This is a genomic window from Planococcus sp. TJ-302, assembly GCF_058268455.1.
Window position 1 is genome coordinate 2,231,279 of sequence record NZ_JBZDOI010000001.1, and the last position, 20,256, is coordinate 2,251,534.

General features: G+C 48.9%; 21 protein-coding genes. 1 reads left to right on the top strand and 20 read right to left on the bottom strand.

Going from position 1 to position 20,256, the window contains the following annotated elements; translation table 11 throughout:
• The 16 genes from AC4EHB_RS10795 to rpsF all read right to left on the bottom strand — a co-directional run bounded on the left by AC4EHB_RS10795 (position 1) and on the right by rpsF (position 16,571).
• On the bottom strand, positions 1-165 hold the full coding sequence (locus tag AC4EHB_RS10795) for a CxxH/CxxC protein (RefSeq protein ID WP_490975559.1): 165 nt from the start codon (positions 163-165) through the stop codon (positions 1-3).
• A 294-nt stretch (positions 166-459) separates the two neighbouring features.
• Positions 460-963 (bottom strand): DinB family protein, encoded by a 504-nt coding sequence (locus AC4EHB_RS10800; RefSeq protein ID WP_490975560.1) that lies wholly within the window; start codon positions 961-963, stop codon positions 460-462.
• A gap of 109 nt (positions 964-1,072) precedes the next feature.
• Complete coding sequence (locus tag AC4EHB_RS10805; protein ID WP_490981517.1) at positions 1,073-2,290, bottom strand: S1C family serine protease; 1,218 nt, start codon at positions 2,288-2,290, stop codon at positions 1,073-1,075.
• Between the two features lie 523 nt (positions 2,291-2,813).
• The gene (locus AC4EHB_RS10810; protein WP_490981463.1) at positions 2,814-3,602 is read right to left on the bottom strand and encodes an MBL fold metallo-hydrolase; all 789 of its coding nucleotides are present in this window, start codon (positions 3,600-3,602) and stop codon (positions 2,814-2,816) included.
• A 12-nt stretch (positions 3,603-3,614) separates the two neighbouring features.
• Positions 3,615-4,427 (bottom strand): two-component system regulatory protein YycI, encoded by an 813-nt coding sequence (locus tag AC4EHB_RS10815; protein WP_490975562.1) that lies wholly within the window; start codon positions 4,425-4,427, stop codon positions 3,615-3,617.
• The gene (locus tag AC4EHB_RS10820; RefSeq protein ID WP_490981464.1) at positions 4,414-5,751 is read right to left on the bottom strand and encodes a YycH family regulatory protein; all 1,338 of its coding nucleotides are present in this window, start codon (positions 5,749-5,751) and stop codon (positions 4,414-4,416) included. The genes AC4EHB_RS10815 and AC4EHB_RS10820 overlap by 14 nt, the downstream gene beginning before the upstream one ends.
• Entirely contained in the window at positions 5,748-7,571 is a 1,824-nt protein-coding gene (walK, locus tag AC4EHB_RS10825; protein ID WP_490975564.1) for a cell wall metabolism sensor histidine kinase WalK, read from the bottom strand. The genes AC4EHB_RS10820 and walK overlap by 4 nt, the downstream gene beginning before the upstream one ends.
• A 5-nt stretch (positions 7,572-7,576) precedes the next feature.
• Positions 7,577-8,284 (bottom strand): response regulator YycF, encoded by a 708-nt coding sequence (yycF, locus tag AC4EHB_RS10830; RefSeq protein ID WP_490975565.1) that lies wholly within the window; start codon positions 8,282-8,284, stop codon positions 7,577-7,579.
• Between the two features lie 761 nt (positions 8,285-9,045).
• Entirely contained in the window at positions 9,046-10,332 is a 1,287-nt protein-coding gene (locus AC4EHB_RS10835; RefSeq protein WP_490975566.1) for an adenylosuccinate synthase, read from the bottom strand.
• 132 nt (positions 10,333-10,464) lie between these two features.
• Entirely contained in the window at positions 10,465-11,820 is a 1,356-nt protein-coding gene (gene dnaB / locus AC4EHB_RS10840) for a replicative DNA helicase (RefSeq protein WP_135500517.1), read from the bottom strand.
• A gap of 13 nt (positions 11,821-11,833) precedes the next feature.
• The gene (rplI, locus tag AC4EHB_RS10845; RefSeq protein ID WP_490975567.1) at positions 11,834-12,283 is read right to left on the bottom strand and encodes a 50S ribosomal protein L9; all 450 of its coding nucleotides are present in this window, start codon (positions 12,281-12,283) and stop codon (positions 11,834-11,836) included.
• Positions 12,280-14,256, bottom strand: a complete 1,977-nt coding sequence (locus AC4EHB_RS10850) for a DHH family phosphoesterase (RefSeq protein ID WP_490975568.1) — start codon at positions 14,254-14,256, stop codon at positions 12,280-12,282. The genes rplI and AC4EHB_RS10850 overlap by 4 nt, the downstream gene beginning before the upstream one ends.
• 13 nt (positions 14,257-14,269) lie before the next feature.
• Complete coding sequence (locus AC4EHB_RS10855) at positions 14,270-15,220, bottom strand: YybS family protein (protein ID WP_490981465.1); 951 nt, start codon at positions 15,218-15,220, stop codon at positions 14,270-14,272.
• A gap of 229 nt (positions 15,221-15,449) precedes the next feature.
• The gene (gene rpsR, locus AC4EHB_RS10860) at positions 15,450-15,686 is read right to left on the bottom strand and encodes a 30S ribosomal protein S18 (RefSeq protein WP_006830564.1); all 237 of its coding nucleotides are present in this window, start codon (positions 15,684-15,686) and stop codon (positions 15,450-15,452) included.
• A 51-nt stretch (positions 15,687-15,737) separates the two neighbouring features.
• Entirely contained in the window at positions 15,738-16,232 is a 495-nt protein-coding gene (gene ssb / locus AC4EHB_RS10865; RefSeq protein WP_135500513.1) for a single-stranded DNA-binding protein, read from the bottom strand.
• Positions 16,233-16,283: 51 nt separating this feature from the next.
• Positions 16,284-16,571, bottom strand: a complete 288-nt coding sequence (gene rpsF / locus AC4EHB_RS10870) for a 30S ribosomal protein S6 (RefSeq protein ID WP_135500512.1) — start codon at positions 16,569-16,571, stop codon at positions 16,284-16,286.
• Between the two features lie 175 nt (positions 16,572-16,746).
• Between rpsF and AC4EHB_RS10875 the strand changes: the two genes are divergently transcribed.
• Positions 16,747-17,307, top strand: a complete 561-nt coding sequence (locus AC4EHB_RS10875) for a DUF3267 domain-containing protein (protein ID WP_490981466.1) — start codon at positions 16,747-16,749, stop codon at positions 17,305-17,307.
• A gap of 21 nt (positions 17,308-17,328) precedes the next feature.
• On the opposite strand, the gene AC4EHB_RS10880 is transcribed toward AC4EHB_RS10875, so the two are convergent.
• From AC4EHB_RS10880 to AC4EHB_RS10895, 4 genes are all read right to left on the bottom strand, one after another.
• The gene (locus AC4EHB_RS10880; RefSeq protein ID WP_490975571.1) at positions 17,329-17,715 is read right to left on the bottom strand and encodes a gamma-glutamylcyclotransferase family protein; all 387 of its coding nucleotides are present in this window, start codon (positions 17,713-17,715) and stop codon (positions 17,329-17,331) included.
• A 172-nt stretch (positions 17,716-17,887) separates the two neighbouring features.
• The gene (gene ychF, locus AC4EHB_RS10885; protein ID WP_490975657.1) at positions 17,888-18,988 is read right to left on the bottom strand and encodes a redox-regulated ATPase YchF; all 1,101 of its coding nucleotides are present in this window, start codon (positions 18,986-18,988) and stop codon (positions 17,888-17,890) included.
• Positions 18,989-19,111: 123 nt separating this feature from the next.
• Positions 19,112-19,312: a DUF951 domain-containing protein gene (locus tag AC4EHB_RS10890; RefSeq protein WP_135500509.1), complete on the bottom strand. Its 201-nt coding sequence runs from the start codon at positions 19,310-19,312 to the stop codon at positions 19,112-19,114.
• A 15-nt stretch (positions 19,313-19,327) separates the two neighbouring features.
• Positions 19,328-20,236: a mechanosensitive ion channel family protein gene (locus tag AC4EHB_RS10895; RefSeq protein WP_490975572.1), complete on the bottom strand. Its 909-nt coding sequence runs from the start codon at positions 20,234-20,236 to the stop codon at positions 19,328-19,330.
• Positions 20,237-20,256: the final 20 nt, after the last annotated feature.

A 20,256-nucleotide genomic window follows, 5' to 3' on the forward strand; every position in this document is an offset into this window, starting at 1 on the left:
TCATTCACTTGCCACAAGATACATCGCGGGCTCTTCGCAGTATTCGCACTTTGTGGATAACTTTTCTTCGTCTGGCAATTCCGTTAAAATCGGATAACTTTCTGTCTTTGCCACGAACACGTCTAACGCATGCTCCACATGGGTTTTGCAGCAATAAATCTTCATTTTATCAAATCCTTTCGATTTCCGAATATTCTACATAGTTATACACATTTCGTTCATGTTTATCCACACCCTATTTTAACAGAAGTGAAAGCCCGGGAATAGCAAAGCTTCGAAAGCCCTGTGGATAGTTATTTCCTTCGATGATAGAAATAAGTTATCCACATGACGTTTTTTTGCTTTCACGAACATTGCTTATCAAAATCAGTCGGATTGTTTACAAAACTTACAATAACAATACACAAGAAAAAGGGACGAAAAAGTCCACGATACGCAGGTTGGCATCGTGGACTTTTTTCATACTTCCGGCGGCTCTGCTCCCATCGCTGCCCAATCTTCTTTTGCTGGGCCATAAATCCCGGGAACTTTCAAACCTGCTTGGCGCATCAGCACTGTCATTTGTCCGCGGTGGTGGATTTGGTGCGTCATCAGCACTTTCAAAATGGTTGCGACGCTCCACATTTCGCCGTACATATTATGTTCTTCCACCAAAGTGTCATCTGTCCAATTGTCCCGCATCGCCATCACCATCGACTGGTTGGAAAAACGGTACGCTTCCGCAATTTCCTGCGCCGTGTCCGGCACCGGATTGCCGAATCGCGCCGCTGAAAACTGCAGGCCAGTATGGCCAACCATTTCATCGAGCGCCGTCGCGAGATGCCAGGCGAGTCGCCCAAGCGTTCGGTAGCCATCTGCGACCGGCTGGCTCAACGACTCATCCGTCAACACATCCAGAACTTTCTGCGTCGCTTGTTCTTCGGCCTTCCATTCTTTGAAAAAATCATCCAATGTTTTAAACATCCAATCCCTCCACATCATGTCGTGTCTTTTCCTTTATTCGCCGCCGGCCCGCCATTTCCTGCCCCAAAAAAAGATCTGGAAGCAAGGGCTTCCAAATCTCTATTGAATGCTATAAAGCGGAATTATCGACAAGCTCCAGTTCAAAGTCCATCAATTCCCCATTGCGGTAGGCTTTGACGGCCATCGTGTCGCCGATTTCCTTTGTATTGTACAAATGCTTGCGAAGCTCGATCAAATCGCCCACAGCTTTGCCGTCCAACTCGATGATGACGTCAAACTGCTGCATGCCCGCCTTAGCAGCTGCTGAATCATCGAGCACCGAATTGACCACAACACCTTCTTTGACCTCTGCAGGAAGGCTTAAGGTCTCCTCGCGCTGTGCTTGCGGCACTTGCGCCAAATCAATCAAGGTCACACCCATTGCAGGACGGATCATTTCGCCATTTTCTTCAATCGATTCAATAACCGGGATTGCCGAATTGATCGGAATCGCAAAACCGATTCCTTCGACATTCGACGTGGCAATCTTCATCGAATTGATGCCGATCAGCTGGCCGCTGAGGTTGACCAGCGCACCTCCGCTATTGCCTGGATTGATCGCTGCGTCCGTCTGCAGCACTTCCGCTTGCCAGTCTTCCGTCCCATCGCCATCCAAGTCGACAGGAATGGCACGATCCTTGCCGGACACTACTCCCGTCGTCACCGAACCGGAAAAATCAAGACCCAGCGGATTGCCGATCGCGATAACCGGTTCACCGCGCTTCAATGCGTCCGAGTCGCCAAATTCCGCCACATCCTGGACAGCTGCGCCGTCCATTTCAATGACTGCGAGATCGGTCCAAATATCTGTCCCGACAAGAGTCGCCGCTACCTTCGTCCCGTCTGCGAGCGTCACTTCGATGCTATTGGCGCCATCAATGACGTGGTTGTTCGTCACTACAAACGCCCGTCCGTTGTCATTTTTATAAATAACGCCAGACCCTGTCCCTGCCTCTTGCGGCTCGGTCTGCGACCAGAAATCGGACGATTCCTGCAGGTTCGTCACACCGACAACCGCATCCGCCACACTATCCACCGCTTCTGTCACATCGGTCGTCACATCCACCGACACGGATTCGGACTGCCGCTCCTCCTGGCCGGCACCTGCGTTATTCCCTGTCCCATTTCCTGCGTTATTATTGCCTGCACCCGGCATCAATTGCGGCACCGACTGAAACAAAAACCAAACCAGCAAAGCCCCGACAGCAACTCCGGCCAGTCCGGCTAGAAACGAACTCGTGCGCCTAGGCCGGCGCCGACCCTCTGGCGGCTGATTGTAATATCCCACTGCACCCATCCTCTCCTGCTCTTTACTGTTGTATAGCCTTAGTTTAAGAATCCGAACCGGCGTTGGCAAGCCACAGCAACTGCTGGCCGCTAGACAAATTGGAGAATGTGTATTATTCGTGTTGCCACTCGCTTTTGACGCTTCGGGTGGGGCAAAGATGATTGCTCCTGCGCAAGTTCGTCGCAAATGAAATGGTCCAAATTCCATTTGGCCATCTCATTGGCTCACGCAGGAAGCCAGGCCCTTAGTCGCTCGACGCTAAAAATCTTGAATCACTGGAACATGTCTATCACTTTTGTTATTAATTCATCTTTCAATTCTAAAAGATGCACTGACACTTGTAACTGATATGGAGCCAAAAAGCGGAGACGCCTGCGGGATAGCGAGACAGCCGAGACCCCGCAGGGAGCGAAGTGACTGAGGAGGCTTGGCGCTCGCCCGCGGCAAGCGTAGCTTTTTGGCGGAATATCAGCTATAACAGAAAAAAGGCTGCACCGGGTTTCGGTGCAGCCTTTTGGTTCCTCTATACAATAACAAGCTCGGTCGGGATATTGGCGTCTGTGTCCAGGAGATCGACATACTCGCCGACAATAATGCCTTTTGTCTGCAAGGTCTGCTCGACGCTCATGCGCGCCAGATCTTTCATATTGTTATCCGCGCTTAAGTGGGACAAATAAATCCGCGTCGGCTTTTCAGCCATCACTTCGCTCATAGCGACTGCTGCATCTTCATTCGATACGTGGCCCACGTCGCTTAAAATCCGCCGCTTAACGGACCAGGGATAGCGCCCCATCTGCAGCATGCCCACGTCGTGGTTGCTTTCGAAAACGAACGCGTCCGAGGCCTGGATGATGCCTTTCATGCGGTCGCTGACATAGCCCGTGTCCGTGATAAGCGAAAGCTTGCGGCCATTTTCATGGAATACGTAAAACATCGGGTCGGCAGCATCATGCGACACCCCGAACGACTCGATGTCGAGCCCGCCGAAAGTTTTCACCGTCTCCATGTCAAAATGGAATCGCTGCTCAATGGGAATCGCGCCGACGAGCCCGTCCATTGCCGTCCAGGTCTTGGCATTGGCGTATACAGGCACCTTATGCTTTCGCGCCACAATGCCAAGCCCTTTGATGTGGTCGCTATGCTCGTGCGTAACCAGGATGCCGTCTAGATCGCTCATGCTTTTGCCGATTGAAGCAAACAGGGCTTCCAGCTTGCGTCCGCTCAGTCCGGCATCGACTAAGAACGATTGGCTGCCGCTTTCTATATATATAGCGTTGCCCTTAGAGCCGCTTGCTAATACACTAAAACGCATAATAAAAACTCCTTATTGTGCAGGTTCTTCCTCTTCCTTTTCCTTCAGCTCGATAACGCCATCTTTCACAGCGTTAACGAAAAACTCTTGCGGTGTGCCGTCTTCAAGCGTCGCTTGGATGCGCCATGTCGGCAAGAACATTTGCGTTTCTTCCGATACGGTCACATACTCCGAATAGCCGATTTCCGCCGAATCAATTTCCGTATTCGTCGGCAGCAGGCGTTTCTGGTAAAGCGTATGAATCGCTTGGATAGCCGGAATCAAGGTTTTCTGCTGTTCGCTTTCTTCCACATTCTCAAAAATCGTCTGTTCGTAATTCACCACTTCTGCATTGTCGTTCCAGTAAACCGTCAACTTGCCGCCATCGCTGTAATAAAGCGGTTGGCCGCTGATTTCCTGGAAAAAGACCGCTTGGCGATTTTTTTCATCAATTCGCCAGAGGACGTAATTGTCGCCTCTGTAGACCGTTTTGTCCACAAATTCCTGCAACACTTCTGTACTCACTTTTTCTCCAAGCGGCATCGGTTCATTGAATCTCACTGCCAAGGATTTGTCGTTCGACACGTCCCCTGTGGAATCCGGACCCGGAACATCTGCTGCGACAAAAGATTTCATCTTGCCGGTTACGTATGGCTGGCTTTCCACCCCTTCCGGAAGATTGGAATAGCTGATTTTATCGGCTTCCAGCTTTTCTTCGTTGGAAGATTCGACAAGAAAGACGACGTTCTGCGATTCGTTGTAGCGGTCAAGATACAGCGAATACAGGAAAACGTTCAGTATGGCAAAGACAATGATGAAAATGGATTTGGTTTTATTCCAATCCAAAGGGATCGCCTCCTAACACTTCTGCTGGCAGCTGCGTCCAAACGCCATCCGCTTTGTAATACCAGGCAGGCTGCAGGCTGATCAGCCGCTCCGGTTCTTTTTCATCACGGGCCATTGAATAGCCCTGGACGATTTCCGAAACGCTTTTAGGTTCGATGTCCATATGTTCAATGGCGTGCAATACAGCTGCGCCGGAAGGCAATTCCAGCGAACCCGATGCGCCCAACGACTCCAGCACATAATAGGGCCGCTTATAGCGGAATACTTTTTCCATTTCAGCTTCCACACCCCAAACAACTTCAAGGTCGGTTTCGAATGTCTGGCTGAAGACCGGAAGATTATCCTGATACAGGCGATAGTCGATTTTCTGGTTCAGCGGCTCCATGCCGAAATACCGGTAATCATTTGTCCAGCCACTGTGGCTGTTAATAAAATCCGCCGTCTTAAAAATCAATTCGGAGGGGATGGCCGGGTCATTTGTTTCTGCTTGGGGCTGCACGTAATTGACGCTTTTAGCATTTTCATCAAAGCTCATCAGGGCATCCGATTCATCGCTGTACTCCCGGTTCACTAAATCCCCAGTCGTCGTCACGCTGCCCGGATTTTCGAACAGGCCGTCAACCAATTTCTGTTCCGGAATGTCTTCCTGCAGATAGCGGTAAGTGTTCAGCACCTCCGAGCTTTCCGGGACGTAAATCGGCAGCACGCCGACTTTTTTGCTGGTGATGTAGGTTGAGTAATTTCCGAAAGCCGGTTCCACAACGGCGTTCATCAAGTTCTCCAGCTCTGTGGTCGAAACATTGCCCTGGTGCACGCGACCGGATTTGGAATTGATGAAATACAACATGAAATCCGTCTCACTCGCTTCTTCCCATGCAACGACAATGCGGTCGAATGACGCCTCCGGCATGCTGTCATCTGTGATGGTCAGGATGCTATCGATGACCGGGAACGGCACGGGGCCGGGGAAATAGATTGTTGCGCGGTCTGGCCCGTGCATAAATGAAGCCAATTTCTTGACCGGTGTATCTTCTGAAATCGTCGTAATATCATGGATTTGCCATTGCTTCATGACATCCAGCAGCAAATCAATCTGCTGCTGGCTTGTTGTGCCTTTCGCTTCTTCTTCCGAGTGGTAAAGCACTTTCGTCGCCTGGACCACTTCTTCGACGTCCTTGTTCGCTCCAAGCTCCACTTCTGTGGCCGGTGTACTTTCAATTTGCGGGAATGTCGGCGTAAATGTCCAGATGGTAAAAGTTAGCGCCAAGCTCAAGAAAATCAGTAGGAATAAAAAGATCGTTTTTATTTGTTCAACGTATTTCATTCCCACTCACCTCCGTCATCCTCTTCGAATGGCAGCGTGAAGAAGATGGTTGTGCCTTTTCCAAATTCACTTTCTGCCCAAATAGCGCCGCCATGGGTGTTGATCATTTCTTTTGAAATTGCCAAGCCCAGTCCGGTCCCGCCCATTGCACGCGAGCGGGCGCGGTCGACGCGATAGAAACGGTCGAAAATGCGGTCGACGTTTTCTTTCGGAATCCCCATGCCCTGATCGCTGACACGAATCAGCAAGAAGCCGTCTTCAACGGTCATGTCAAAGCGGACTTTCCCGCCTTCCGGAGAATATTTCAAGGCGTTGGAAATGATGTTATCAATAACTTGCGTCAATTTATCCGGATCGACTTCAACAAAATACTGCTCTTTCGGCAAATAACGCTCGAAGCGGAGCTTCTGCGATTTCGACATCTCGAACCGGTCAATGATGCGATTAAAGAAACGGCCGAATTCGACCATCTCTTTGTTGAGCTCGGTTTCGCTGGCATCCATTTTCGAAAGCTTCAACAAATCGTTGACCAGGCGAATCATACGCTCAGTCTCAGTCTGCGTCACATTCAAGAAGTTTGGAGCCAAGTTCGGGTCTTCCCATGCACCATCTGCCAACGCTTCGAGGTAGCTTCTCATCGTCGTCAGCGGCGTACGCAGCTCATGCGAAACATTGGCCACGAATTCGCGCCGCTCGACATCGATTTTCTCTTGCTCGGTATTGTCGTGCAGCACAGCGATGACGCCGTTGACGAAGCCAGTCTCTTTCTGGATAACCGAAAAACTCGTACGCAGAAGCGTGCTTTCATCGTATTTGCTGAAATCGAGTGTAATGGCTTCTTTCAAGTGAATCAAATCTTCAAACGTGTACTCCATATCCAGTTTCAGGACTGAGGTGATCGGGCGGTTGATAACCGTTTCACGTGAAACATTGAGCAAGCGCAGCGCCGGGTCGTTGATGAGGATGACACGGCCGCGCCTATCGGTCGATAGGACGCCGTCTGTCATATTCGACAGTACCGACGCCAATTTGCGTCGCTCGCTTTCCGTAGACTGCTGGGATTCCTGCAGCCGATTTGTCAGGTTATTGAACGATTTCGCCAATTGGCCGATTTCATCGTCCCCATAAACGCGCACTTTGCGCGAGAAATTCCCTTTGGCCATTGCCTGCGCCTGCCTCCGCATATCCGAAATCGGTTTGGAGATCGTCTGGGCGACCAGTACGCCGAGAATTGCGGTGACCGCCAATGCGATGGCGGTCCCGCCTGCCAGGATCGAGTTGATATCGTCCATCTGATTATAGACATTTTCAATATCCGCTTCCATATACAAAGTGCCGAGCACTTCGCCGCCTTCAGCCATAATCGGCTGAGTGCGGACCCAAATACGCTCAGCTTGGGCATTGACGTAATTCCGGTCATAAGCCGCTTCTCCGACAATCGACTGCATGACAATGTCGTGCGTCGAACGTTGGCCGACAAGCGACTGATTTTCCACAGCAGAAGATGCCAAAATCCGGTAGCGTGAATCAATTACGCGAATTTCGTCGATATCGTCCGATTTAAAGCCGTTAAGGACTGACCGCAAGCTTTGCTCAGCGGTCAAGTCCTCATCCGTCCGTTCTTTGATCAATTCCTCCCGCACACTGAACTCCACAATGTTCATGCGGTCTTCAATCGAGCTTTTGAAGTTATCAATCAGCGTTTCTTCAAGCTGCTGGGCAAAGTAAAGGCCGATGATTTGCATCGCCAATAAAATCAGCAGGATATAAATAAGCACAAACTTAACGTGAATCGATTTGAAAAAACTTACTTTATGCATTCAACCTACTCCTGTTCAGGATTCCGCAAGTAATAGCCTACTCCTCTGCGGGTTACGATCCAGGCCGGGTGGCTCGGATTGTCTTCTATTTTTTCACGCAGGCGGCGGATGGTTACATCCACTGTGCGGACGTCTCCGAAATAATCATATCCCCATACCGTCTGCAGCAAATGTTCACGCGTCATCACTTGGCCAATGTGCTTGCCAAGGTAATGCAGCAATTCAAATTCACGGTGCGTCAATTCGATTGTCTCATCGCGTTTCTGGACCAGATAAGCGTCCGGTTGAATCGTCAGCACGCCCACTTCGATATCGTTCGAATTGGGTCCGCCTTCTTCAAGCGGCACGACGTTCTGGCGGCGCAAGTTCGCTTTTACCCGCGCAATCAATTCGCGCGTCGAGAACGGTTTCGTAACGTAATCGTCCGCTCCTAGTTCAAGGCCTAACACTTTGTCGATCTCCGAGTCTTTGGCAGTCAGCATGATGATCGGGAAATCAAACTTCTTGCGGATCTCACGGCACACTTCCATGCCATCGCGGTTCGGCAGCATGATATCCAAAAGCATCAAATCCGGCTGAAGTTCTTCAGCCAGTTTGACCGCTTCGTCACCGTCATAAGCACACACTACATTGAAGCCTTCTTTTTTTAAATTAAACTGCAGAATATCTGCAATCGGCTTTTCATCGTCTACAACTAAAATCGTCTTATTCATCATTTTCTCCCCTTCGTATTCCAACTTTTGTATATGGAATTCCCTCCGCTATGCATTCTTTTCTACCCTTACTTTATCACTGTTTTGAAGGTTTCGCACCTCTCATTCCCCGGCGGTTATTTCCCGGGAAATAATTAGCGGAGAATTGAAAAAGATCGGCCCAAGCTGCTGGCCGATCTTTGAAGCTTTATATTTTGATGGATTGTTGAGAATACCTTTTAAAGATACTTCAAAACGCTCATTTGCGCCAGTGGAATGCTCTTCGAAGAAAAAGATAAAAGACGTTGTTAACTCTTTTCATTGCGCTTCAGGCAGACGCTTTCCGCGGGCACGGCCTCAGCCGCTTCCCTCGCTCTGCTCAGTCCAGGGTCTTCGGCTCGTGCTGTCCCCGCAGGAGTCGAGCGCCTTTCGCTCCATTTAAAGGGTGTTCTTAATAATGAACCAGTTCTGTGATCAAAGAGCTTCAAGACAAAGCTTGCTGTAGTTTCTTGTTGAGCCTGTCTAGTTTTTGAGAGAAGGTTCTACTGTTAACAATTATTAGGAGTTAGTTCTTGGTTATCAGGCACTGTCTTGAAGTTAACATGCACTATTAGAGAATCATCAGACATTGCTCGAATTTTAACCAGCACTAGCTAGCTAGTGCCATCCATATTCTAAGTTCAAAAGCTGAATATGAAAAGCCGTTCGCCTCTGCGAACGGCTCTTTAAACCGAAAGAGCTGAAACGATGCCGTTTCAGCTCTTTCCTTTGGATCTTATTCGTTAGCGCCACACGCTTGTGACGATGTTTGTTTGGTTGCGGTCAGGTCCTACTGAAAAGATGGAAATCTGGACGCCTGTCAATTGCGCGATACGCTCAAGGTAATGGCGTGCGTTGTCAGGAAGTTCATCCAATGATTTGCAGCTTGTTACGTCTTCAGACCAGCCTGGAAGCTCTTCGTATACCGGTTCGCATTCAGCTAGCATGCGCAAGTTTGCCGGGTATTCTGTGATCAGTTCGCCGTTGTGGCGGTAAGCAGTACAGATTTTCACCGTATCCAGTCCGCTCAATACGTCGATTGAGTTGACTGTCAGGTCTGTCAATCCGCTGACACGTCTCGCGTGGCGGACAACGACGCTGTCGAACCAGCCGATGCGGCGCGGGCGCCCTGTTGTCGTGCCGTATTCTTTGCCGACTTCGCGGATCCGGTTGCCCACTTCGTCAAACAATTCGGTCGGAAACGGTCCGTCGCCGACGCGGGATGTATATGCTTTGCAGACGCCGATGACATGTTGGATCGTAGTCGGCCCAACGCCGGCTCCGATTGTCACGCCGCCCGCTACCGGGTTCGAAGATGTAACGTATGGGTATGTACCCTGGTCGATATCGAGCATGACCCCTTGCGCGCCTTCAAACAATACGCGGCGGCCGTGATCGATTGCATCGTTAAGCACTTTTGACGTATCGGTTACGTATTTCGCGATTTCCTGTCCGTACGCAAAATACTCCTCCATGATTTCTTCTACAGTGAATCCTTCTGTCTCGTAGAATTTCTCGAACAGACGGTTTTTCTCTGTTAAGTTCATGCGCAGCTTTTCTTCGAACACAACATGGTCCAACAAATCCGCCATGCGAATTCCGACACGTGCTGCTTTGTCCATATAAGCAGGGCCGATGCCTTTGCCCGTTGTTCCGATTTTATTTACTCCGCGGCGTGCTTCTTCCACTTCATCCTGCTTGATGTGGTATGGCAACAAAACGTGTGCGCGGTTTGAAATGCGCAGGTTCTCAGTTGTCACTCCACGCTCATGAAGGCCTTTTAATTCTTTTACAAGCGCTTTCGGATCTACGACCATGCCGTTGCCGATTACTGAAATTTTGTCTTTATAGAAAATCCCTGATGGAATCAAATGCAATTTATACGTTTCTCCGCCGAAAATGATGGTATGTCCTGCGTTATTTCCGCCTTGGTAACGCGCAATTACTTCTGCGTGTTCAGATAGAAAATCAGTGATTTTCCCTTTTCCTTCGTCTCCCCATTGCGTTCCTACTACTACGACTGATGTCATCGTCCGCACCTCCGTTAGGCTTATGCCCTTGTTTCAAACAGTCTTCATTGTATCAACGAAATCACCCTTAGTCAATAATAAACAGAAGAAAACACGAACATATAAATGTGTCTTCACATTTAATGTTCGTGTTTAAAAGTCTCCGCCGGATTCGTGCTGGCTCCAGTCGATGGTGACGAATTTATTGTATTCTTTGACGAAAGCCAGTTTTACCGTACCGGTCGGGCCGTTACGTTGCTTAGCGATGATGATTTCAATCATGTTTTGGTCTTCGGTTTCTTTGTCATAATAATCTTCCCGGTACAAGAAGGAAACGATATCGGCATCCTGCTCAATTGATCCGGATTCTCGCAAATCCGACATCATCGGCCGCTTATCCTGGCGCTGTTCCACTCCACGCGATAGCTGCGACAATGCGATGACCGGCACTTCAAGTTCACGCGCCAGCCCTTTCAATGAACGGGAAATATCGGATACTTCCTGCTGGCGGTTTTCGCCCGAGCGTCCAGGCCCCTGGATCAGCTGCAGGTAATCGATCATAATCATGCCAAGTCCGTACTCTTGTTTCAAGCGGCGGCATTTGGCACGGATGTCGTTGACCCGGATGCCCGGCGTGTCATCGATGAAGATGCCGGCATTCGACAAACTGCCCATTGCCATCGTCAGCTTGCGCCAGTCTTCCGTCTGCAAAGCCCCTGTACGGAGTACTTGCGCGTCGATGTTGCCTTCTGCACACAGCATACGCATGACGAGCTGTTCAGCGCCCATCTCCAGGCTGAAGATAGCGACGTTCTCGTCGGTTTTTGTGGCGACATTCTGCGCGACATTCAACGCGAATGCCGTCTTACCGACAGATGGCCGTGCAGCCACGATGATCAAGTCATTGCGCTGGAAACCAGCGGTGACTTTGTCGAGGTCACGGAAGCCGGTCGGGATTCCGGTGACATCGCCTTTGCGGGTATGCAGCAATTCAATATTGTCATACGTGCTTACAAGAACGTCTTTGATGTGGGTAAAGTCACCAGCATTTTTCCGGCTCGATACTTCCATCATCTTTTTTTCCGCTTCTGCGAGAAGCGTTTCCACTTCGTCTTCACGCGTGAAGCCGTCTTCGACAATCGTTGTCGCTACACGGATCAAACGCCGGAGCAGCGCTTTCTCTTCAACGATGCGTGCATAATGCACGACATTCGCTGCGGTAGGGACAGCATTGGCGATTTCCGCCAAATACGACAAGCCGCCAACATCTTCCAGCTCTTTTTTGACCGACAATTCCTCTGTCACTGTTACCACGTCAATCGCTTTGCCGTGGTCGGACAAATTGATCATCGTATCGAAGATTTTCTGGTGGGCAATGCGATAGAAATCCTCAGGATTTACAATCTCTGCAACCGTGATCAACGCCTGTGGTTCCAGGAAAATGGCGCCGATGACCGATTGTTCGGCTTCATGGTTATGCGGCGGGACGCGATCTATTGCTTCATTCATCGAGTTCATCACCTTACGCTTCTTCTGTTACATGGACTCTAAGCGTAGCAACAACATCTTGATGGACTTTAACCGGAACGTTCGTGTAGCCGAGCGCGCGGATGGCATCGTCCAATTCCATTTTGCGTTTATCCAATTTGATGCCGTGTGCCTTTTCAAGTTCCTTGGCCACTTGCTTCGTCGTGATTGAACCGAATAAACGGCCGCCTTCGCCTGATTTCGCTGTCAATTCGATGGTCAGGGCTTCTAATGTCGCTTTCAGCTTTTGTGCTTCTTCCAACTCAGCCGCAGCTTCTTTTTGTTCTTTTTTCTTCTGGCCGTCCAATTTGCTGACGGCCGCCGTATTCGCTTCAATCGCAAAATTATTCTTCAACAGGAAGTTATGCGCGTAGCCATCCGCCACGTTTTTGACTTCCCCTTTTTTGCCTTTGCCTTTAACGTCTTTTAAAAATATCACTTTCATTCTGTTTGGCCTCCCTCGTATTGTTCCATTATCACTTGTTTCAATTCGGCAATTGCTTCATCGATCGTTGCATCCGGCATTTGGGTCGCTGCGTTCGTCAAGTGGCCGCCGCCGCCCATATTTTCCATAACGATCTGGACGTTGACTTCTCCCAGCGAACGGGCTGAAATGCCGACGCCGCCTTCCGATCGCTCTGCTAAGACAAACGATGCATTTACGTCTTTCATCGTTAACAGGATATCCGCGGTTTGAGCGATCAGCACCGGGCTGTAGATTTTACCCGCTTCGCCTCTGGCAATCGCGATGCCATCCTCGACGAACTCGACGGTTTCGACGATTTTCGCGCGTTCCATATATGTTTCCAAATCTTCCTTCAGCAAACGCTGGACCAATACGGTATCCGCGCCATTCGAGCGCAAGTACGATGCCGCTTCAAAGGTCCGCGAACCTGTCCGCAGCGTAAAGCTTTTGGTATCGACAATGATGCCTGCAAGCATCGCTGTCGCTTCAAGCATCGATAACTTTTCGTGCTTCGGTTGGTACTCAAGCAATTCGGTCACCAGCTCCGCCGTAGACGATGCGTAAGGTTCCATATAGACGAGCAGCGTATTGGTAATGAATTCTTCGCCTCTGCGGTGGTGATCGATCAGCACGACGCGCTCCATGCGCTGGAGCAGCCGCTCATCAATGACCATAGAGGGCTTATGTGTATCGACGATGACAAGCAAAGAGTTCTCTGTCATATCCGCCAGCGCTTCTTCCGGCGTGATAAACCGCTCGTACAGCTCGTCGTCCTCTTCAATTTCTTCCATTAAGCGCATGACGCTGCGGTCGTATTCATTGAAATCAAGGATAATGCGTCCTTTGACTTTATTCATCGCAGCCATTTTGGCAACGCCGACAGCTGCGCCGATTGCGTCCATATCGGGCATTTTATGGCCCATGACAAAGACTTGGTCACTTTCCTGGATAAGGTCGCGCAGCGCATGTGAAATGACGCGTGCGCGCACTCTGGTGCGTTTTTCGACAGGATTGGTCTTGCCTCCGTAAAATTTCACTTTTCCGCTTGGGTGCTTGATGGCCACTTGGTCGCCGCCGCGGCCGAGGACGAGGTCCAGGCCGGACTGTGCCATGCTGCCAAGCTCGACAAGCGATGCCGAACCGGCGCCGACGCCGATGCTCAGCGTCAAAGCGAGATTGTCTTTCGACGTCACTTCGCGCAGATCATCGAGAATCGCAAATTTTGATAGCTCAAGGTCTTTTAATATCGATTCATTGAATACAGCAAGAAAGCGGTCTGACGAAATCCGTTTGACAAAAATGCCATGGTTCGCTCCCCATTCATTGACCAGCGACGTGACCAGGCTATTCAAATTGCTTCGCGTCTGATCATCCATGCCTTGCGACAATTCATCGTAATTATCAATGAACAAAGTGGCGATGACAGTGCGGTCCGCGTAATACAGCGTCTCGATTTCCACTTGCTCGGTAATGTCGAACAAATAGAACAAACGATCATCCGCCCGGTAATAAACCTTGTATTTGCGTTCGCCGAGCGTGACGGTCATATCTTTTATTTCATCCGATTTCACCAATGTGTGGAATTCATCCGATAAGCTGTAAAGCGATTCGCCGATCAGCGTATCGTACTCCAAAGTCGATGTCATATATGGATTTGCCCATTCAATATCAAAATTTTCATTGACCAGGAGAATTCCAATCGGCATCTCGAGGAGCGCTTCTTCTCCGACCTTTTTCATCCGGTAGGACAAGGTCTCTATGTGTTTTTCAGTTTCTTCATATACCCGTTTTTCTGTCACCCATGCAGCTGTAAAAGCCAAGCCGAACAATAACGTAAAAATGCCGGCGGCCCATTCGGACCAAAGGGTGATCAAAATGATTGCGGCCGCTCCTAAGAGGAGCAGCGCCAAGAGCGGATACCGAAGTTTTCTTTGTCTAAAAAAAGCCGACATTCGTTTCAGCTCCTCATTTTCCTTTAAACTCGTGTGCCCGTTTCACCCAGCCTCTGATATCGAATCCAAGGTCGACGATTCCGACGATGCTCGTAAACGACAACAGCGGGAAAGCCAGAATGCTCACAAGGACCGTCACCCATTTCGGCCATCCTTCTTGATGGATGTAGAAATGGTAGAACGAAACGCCCTGCAGGAACATCAGGAATTGCAGCACGATGGATGCGTTGATGATTATCATATAGGGCATGGTCCCCGGCTGGAAATCGGACAACAGCGGGACGAGCAAAACGATTAAATAATACCATAATACACTTTTCGGCAATTTCATATCCCGAAAAGGTGGAAATTTCGGAACGTCCGTGCCCAGCCGCTTTAAAATCGGCAAAAGAAGCAATAACAAGATCCATACGATCATAAATACCGACAGCACAAGCAGCGCCGGCAATAAAGTTTCGAAAGAGAACATGATTTGGCTGATGAACTCATCGTAATCTTCGTTCGGTGCCCCGAACTTTTCCATCATAGCGCTCGTCTGTTTATAGGAAGCTTCCATCGCCGTCATCATTTCTTCGATGACGTTGATGCCGAACAGCCAGATAGAAGCCAGGTACTGCAGCATCACTGAAAGCAGGAGCACTACCCCTGAACCCATGAACATGAAGAGCTTGCTTTTGCCATAATAAATCGACAAGCCGATCATGACGCCAAGCGGCACATGAATCAGCGCCAGCGGCAAGGACAACAGCCCCCCGATAATGAACGCCAAAAATAGGCATACCGTACCGAAAAGCGCAGAAGCCTTCCAATCATATTTCGCGCTGTACCAAGCAACCGGAAGCGCCAAAAAGAGCGTCGTTATTACATTTAAAAGAGGCACATAAACCGAGACAGCCAAAAGCACTGTAAACACTGCGGCCATCATGGCGCCATTTGTAAGTTTTCTTGTTTGTTGATTTTGCATCCGTGTGAGTGTCCCCTTCTTTCGGGTTTATTTCATCCTTGTAATTGTATCATGATTAGGGAACCTGAACAAAACTACGGGACGCTGGCTGTCTCGTACAAACATGAAAATATAAGCTGATATTCCGCAAAACAGCTTCGCTTGCCCCGCGGAAAGCGTCCGCCTAAAGCGCAATGAAAAGGCGTCTAAAACAACAAAAAAAAGACCGGTTTCCCGGTCTTTTCGAAAATTATCTTTCTTCAGCTACGAATGGTAGAAGTGCCATGATACGTGAGCGTTTGATAGCGATTGTCAACTTACGTTGCCATTTAGCGCTAGTGCCTGTAACACGACGTGGCAAGATTTTTCCTCTTTCAGAAATAAATTTCTTCAATAGGTCAGTATCTTTATAATCGATGTGCGTGATGTTGTTTGACGTAAAATAACAAACCTTTTTACGCTTTTTGCCTCCGCGACGTGGTGCCATATCGAATTACCTCCTTTTTTGTTGGATTTTAGCCGCTAGTTCCAGCGTTCATTAGAATGGCAGATCGTCGTCCGATACTTCGATCGGGCCGCTGCCGCTTGAGAACGGATCCTGGTCTACGCGTGTATAGTTTTGTTGGCTTGGGTTTTGCTGACTTGGGCTTGGCGATTGGTTCTGTTGATAGGACGGCTGTTGTCCTTGTGAACGGTCTGCACCAGCTCCAGAACTTTTCGGTTCCAGGAATTGGACGCTGTCTGCAACGACTTCCGTCGTATAAACGCGCTTTCCGTCCTGCCCCTCGTAGCTTCCAGTTTGAATGCGGCCTTCTACGCCAGCCAAGCTTCCTTTTTTCAGGAAATTCGCTGTGTTTTCAGCTTGTTTGCGCCAAACGGTACAATTGATAAAATCAGTTTCCTTCTCCCCTTGCGCATTGGAGAATGTCCGGTTTACAGCAAGTGTAAAACGGGCAACTGCCGCACCGCTTGGAGTGTAGCGAAGGTCTGGATCTTTTGTCAGTCTTCCGACTAAAACAACTCGGTTAATCATCAGAATTCAACCTCCTTTTAAGTCAATATTTTTAAGGCTGCCGTCTTTTGCTTATACGTCTTTGCGTACAGCAATATGACGGATAATGTCTTCGTTAATGTTCGCAAGACGTGTGTATTCGTTGATAGCTTCAGAACCAGCGTTTACTTTTACGATCTGGTAGAAACCTTCACGCAAATCGTTGATTTCATAAGCTAAACGACGTTTACCCCACTCTTTCGACTCGATGATTTCAGCGCCGTTTGTAGTTAGGATGTCGTTAAAACGCTCAACTAGAGCTTTTTTAGCTTCCTCTTCAATTGCAGGCTGAATGATATACATTAATTCATATTCTCTCATCGTGTTGTCACCTCCTCATGGACTTGGGCCCTGCTGTTTCCAGCGGGCAAGGAGCAAGCAATTCATATTATTACTCACATCAATGTATTGTACCATGTTTGGACATCCGCCGCAAGCATGTTTTTCACTGCCGCTTGCGCTATAATTTAGGCAAATGCTCAAAGGAAGTGATCGAGTGGAACCGGTCCGCGTCATTGAATTGGATATCAGGGAAATCGCACCGAAAGCATTTTGGGCGAACGTCTTGCTCGTCGTGATTTTTGCCGCTGCCTACCATTTCTTCACGGAGCCGCTGTCGTTCGGCTTTTCTTGGTGGGCGGTCTTGTTCTTCACGGCCGGCTACACGGCCCTAATCGTGCTCCATGAATTATTCCATTTGATCGGCTTCGTCGTTTTCGGCAAAGTGCCGATTTCATCGCTCGATTACGGCTTCGACCTGGACATGGGCATCGCGTACGCCACCACCAGCCGCGCGATTCCGATCAAAGCCATGAAAAAAGCCCTTTTGCTGCCGTTTTGGATGACCGCTGTCCTTCCGGCGGCGCTCGGCTTTTGGCTCGAAAGCCAGACCCTTATGCTGTTGGCCGCTATGCTCGCTGCCGGTGCCTATGGCGATTTCCATATGTACCGGCAGCTGCTGCAAGAACGGGATGACAGCTGGGTTCTTGACGATCCCAAGCTGCCGCGTCTGCGGATCTACGCCGATAATCCATACAAAAAAAGCACCGGAGAATAAATCCTCCCGGTGCTTTTCGATTTACGCTTGTTCTTGTGCAACCCGAACATCCCAGACGCCCGTCTCCACTTTTTCTTTCAATAACCCGTTTGCATTCGCCACGTACACAATGGTTTCCATAACTTCACCGTTCGCGTAGACCTCGATTGTCTGTTTATCGAAAAGGTCAGTTTCTGCTTGAGCAGTATACCCTTCAAGATCGTCTATGGCCGGCCATAGTTCTTCCGGAATGTCATAAACCTGTCCTTGGATTTCTCCTTGTTCAGCTTTCACCATTGCTGGATAGCCCATCCCTGTATCATATAACGTTCCTGTGGCCATGGCGTGTTCTGCGACTAAATCGGCTTCACCCAAATAGCAATGGTATTTCCCGCCTTCTTTCAATGTTCCATATACGAACAAAAGCATTTCTGATCCTCCTAATTTAAAAAGACCGAGCGCTAAGGCATTCGGTCCCCTTCATATTGTTCCGTGGCGTGATGCGTTGTCTTGTATTACAGCTCTGAAATGTTTATTGCCATTTGGGACGGTTTCTAAACCTCGTCCCTTATAAATTGCTTAAATATTTGAAGCTTTTTGCTTAGACGTTAAAACGGAAAAGCATAACGTCGCCGTCTTTAACGATGTATTCTTTACCTTCTTGACGCACTTTGCCGGCTTCTTTTGCAGCTGCCATCGAACCCGCTTCAACAAGGTCTTCATAAGCTACCGTCTCGGCGCGGATAAAGCCGCGTTCGAAATCAGAGTGGATGACGCCAGCACATTGTGGGGCTTTCATTCCTTTTTTAAATGTCCATGCACGCACTTCCTGCACACCGGCAGTAAAGTAAGTGGCAAGCCCGAGCAAGCTGTAAGATGCTTTGACCAATTGATCCAGACCGGATTCTTTGATGCCCAATTCTTCAAGGAACATCGCTTTCTCCTCGTCGTCCAATTCAGCCATTTCTTCCTCGATTTTCGCACAGATAACGATAACTTCCGCATTCTGTTCTGCCGCATAATCGCGTACTTGTTGAACATATTCGTTGTTGTCCGCTTCCGCGATTTCATCTTCCGCTACGTTTGCTACATAAAGCATCGGCTTAAGCGTCAGCAAGTTCAAGTTTTTCGCGATGCGCAGCTCGTCTTCCGTAAAGTCGATCGAACGGGCCATTTGGCCATCTTCGAAGGCTTCGCGCAACTTCATAAGAACAGGCTCTTCAGCAATTGCATCTTTGTCTCTTTGCTTCACAAGTTTGGCAGCGCGCGCAATGCGTTTTTCGATGCTTTCCATGTCAGCAAGGATCAATTCCAAGTTGATGACTTCGATATCGGAAATCGGATCCACTTTGCCTGATACATGCGTAACATTGTCGTCAGCGAAACAGCGCACGACTTGGCAGATTGCATCTACTTCACGGATATGCGAAAGGAATTTATTCCCAAGCCCTTCACCTTTACTGGCGCCTTTAACGATGCCGGCAATATCAGTGAATTCGAAAGCGGTAGGAACCGTTTTCTTCGGATCCACCAATTCCGTCAATTTGTCTAAGCGTTCGTCTGGAACTTCTACGATTCCGACGTTCGGATCTATCGTACAAAACGGGTAGTTGGCTGCTTCGGCCCCCGCCTTTGTAATAGCGTTAAATAATGTGGATTTCCCCACGTTTGGTAATCCTACAATCCCTGCAGTCAATGCCATAGGATTCACGACCTCTCTTCTTTTAAAAACGAATTATTTTTTTGCAACCATTCTATTATAAGAATGAAAATCAGTTCTGTCCATTTTACCAAACTTATACAAATATACTATTTAAATATAATTCTACTCCTGCTCGGCCTTAACCAACACCCGTTTCATCTTTTTATTGAATTCCACCCGCGGAATCATGACGCTATGCTGACAGCCCTCGCATTTGATGCGGATGTCTGCACCCATGCGGATAATTTTCCAGGCGTTCGCCCCGCATGGATGGCCTTTTTTCATTTCCACGATGTCGTTCAAACCGAATTCCTTCATTTCCATGACTTTGCCCCTTTCTTACTTTTTGGCAATTACCGACGGATTGGTGTCTTCTGGCGAGCGCTGCACCATGACCATCCGTGGATATGGAATTTCCACGCCTTGTGTATCGAGAAATTCCTTCAAGTCGCGGCGCAGTCCGCGTGAAACGGCAAAATGCTGCATCGGCAACGTTTCCGCAATGATGCGCATGACCACTTCCGTCGTCGTCAAGTTCTGTACGCCCAGCAATTCAGGCGGTTTGATGATTTGTTCGTATTTATCCTGTATGTCTTCGAGGAATTCCTGGATCAGCTGCTCGACCTTCGCCATATCCGACTCGTACGAAATGTTGATGTCGACCACTGCAATGGAATTGTGGATCGAAAAATTCACGACATCCGTTACATTGCCATTCGGGAAGATAAACAATTCCCCTGTAAAGCCTTTGACTTTCGTTGTCCGGAGCCCGATTTCTTCGACGGTCCCTTCGGCCTGCCCGATGCGGACATAATCGCCAACCGAGAACTGGTCTTCAAAAATGATAAAGAATCCAGTGATGATGTCGCGCACCAAGTTTTGTGCGCCAAAACCGATGGCCAACCCGAGCACCCCGGCCCCGGCAATCAACCCAGTAATATCAATCGTGAATGCCGACAGTACCGCAATGATGGCCATAAAATATACCACATACGCAATGACGTTCTCGAGCAATTTCGACATCGTCTGCTGCCGCCGCTCGTTATATTTCAACGGCCCTTTTATGCGCACCGCAAATGTTTTACGGATCAGCACCTTAGCAACCCTTACAACAATTACCGCTAAGATGACAATCAAGAAAACTTTCAAGCCGACAAAACCGATGCCGAGCCACATTTGTTCATCCAATAACAGTTTTTTTACTTTTTCAGTTCCTGATGTTACATCAGCTATTGCTTGTGCACTCATTATTACACCATCCTAACTTA

Coding starts and splice junctions, on each gene's coding strand:
- AC4EHB_RS10795 (WP_490975559.1), bottom strand. CDS start 165: ATGAAGATTTATTGCTGCAAAACCCATGTGGAGCATGCGTTAGACGTG.
- AC4EHB_RS10800 (WP_490975560.1), bottom strand. CDS start 963: ATGTTTAAAACATTGGATGATTTTTTCAAAGAATGGAAGGCCGAAGAA.
- AC4EHB_RS10810 (WP_490981463.1), bottom strand. CDS start 3,602: ATGCGTTTTAGTGTATTAGCAAGCGGCTCTAAGGGCAACGCTATATAT.
- AC4EHB_RS10820 (WP_490981464.1), bottom strand. CDS start 5,751: ATGAAATACGTTGAACAAATAAAAACGATCTTTTTATTCCTACTGATT.
- walK (WP_490975564.1), bottom strand. CDS start 7,571: ATGCATAAAGTAAGTTTTTTCAAATCGATTCACGTTAAGTTTGTGCTT.
- yycF (WP_490975565.1), bottom strand. CDS start 8,284: ATGAATAAGACGATTTTAGTTGTAGACGATGAAAAGCCGATTGCAGAT.
- AC4EHB_RS10835 (WP_490975566.1), bottom strand. CDS start 10,332: ATGACATCAGTCGTAGTAGTAGGAACGCAATGGGGAGACGAAGGAAAA.
- dnaB (WP_135500517.1), bottom strand. CDS start 11,820: ATGAATGAAGCAATAGATCGCGTCCCGCCGCATAACCATGAAGCCGAA.
- rplI (WP_490975567.1), bottom strand. CDS start 12,283: ATGAAAGTGATATTTTTAAAAGACGTTAAAGGCAAAGGCAAAAAAGGG.
- AC4EHB_RS10850 (WP_490975568.1), bottom strand. CDS start 14,256: ATGTCGGCTTTTTTTAGACAAAGAAAACTTCGGTATCCGCTCTTGGCG.
- AC4EHB_RS10855 (WP_490981465.1), bottom strand. CDS start 15,220: ATGCAAAATCAACAAACAAGAAAACTTACAAATGGCGCCATGATGGCC.
- rpsR (WP_006830564.1), bottom strand. CDS start 15,686: ATGGCACCACGTCGCGGAGGCAAAAAGCGTAAAAAGGTTTGTTATTTT.
- ssb (WP_135500513.1), bottom strand. CDS start 16,232: ATGATTAACCGAGTTGTTTTAGTCGGAAGACTGACAAAAGATCCAGAC.
- rpsF (WP_135500512.1), bottom strand. CDS start 16,571: ATGAGAGAATATGAATTAATGTATATCATTCAGCCTGCAATTGAAGAG.
- AC4EHB_RS10880 (WP_490975571.1), bottom strand. CDS start 17,715: ATGCTTTTGTTCGTATATGGAACATTGAAAGAAGGCGGGAAATACCAT.
- ychF (WP_490975657.1), bottom strand. CDS start 18,988: ATGGCATTGACTGCAGGGATTGTAGGATTACCAAACGTGGGGAAATCC.
- AC4EHB_RS10890 (WP_135500509.1), bottom strand. CDS start 19,312: ATGGAAATGAAGGAATTCGGTTTGAACGACATCGTGGAAATGAAAAAA.
- AC4EHB_RS10895 (WP_490975572.1), bottom strand. CDS start 20,236: ATGAGTGCACAAGCAATAGCTGATGTAACATCAGGAACTGAAAAAGTA.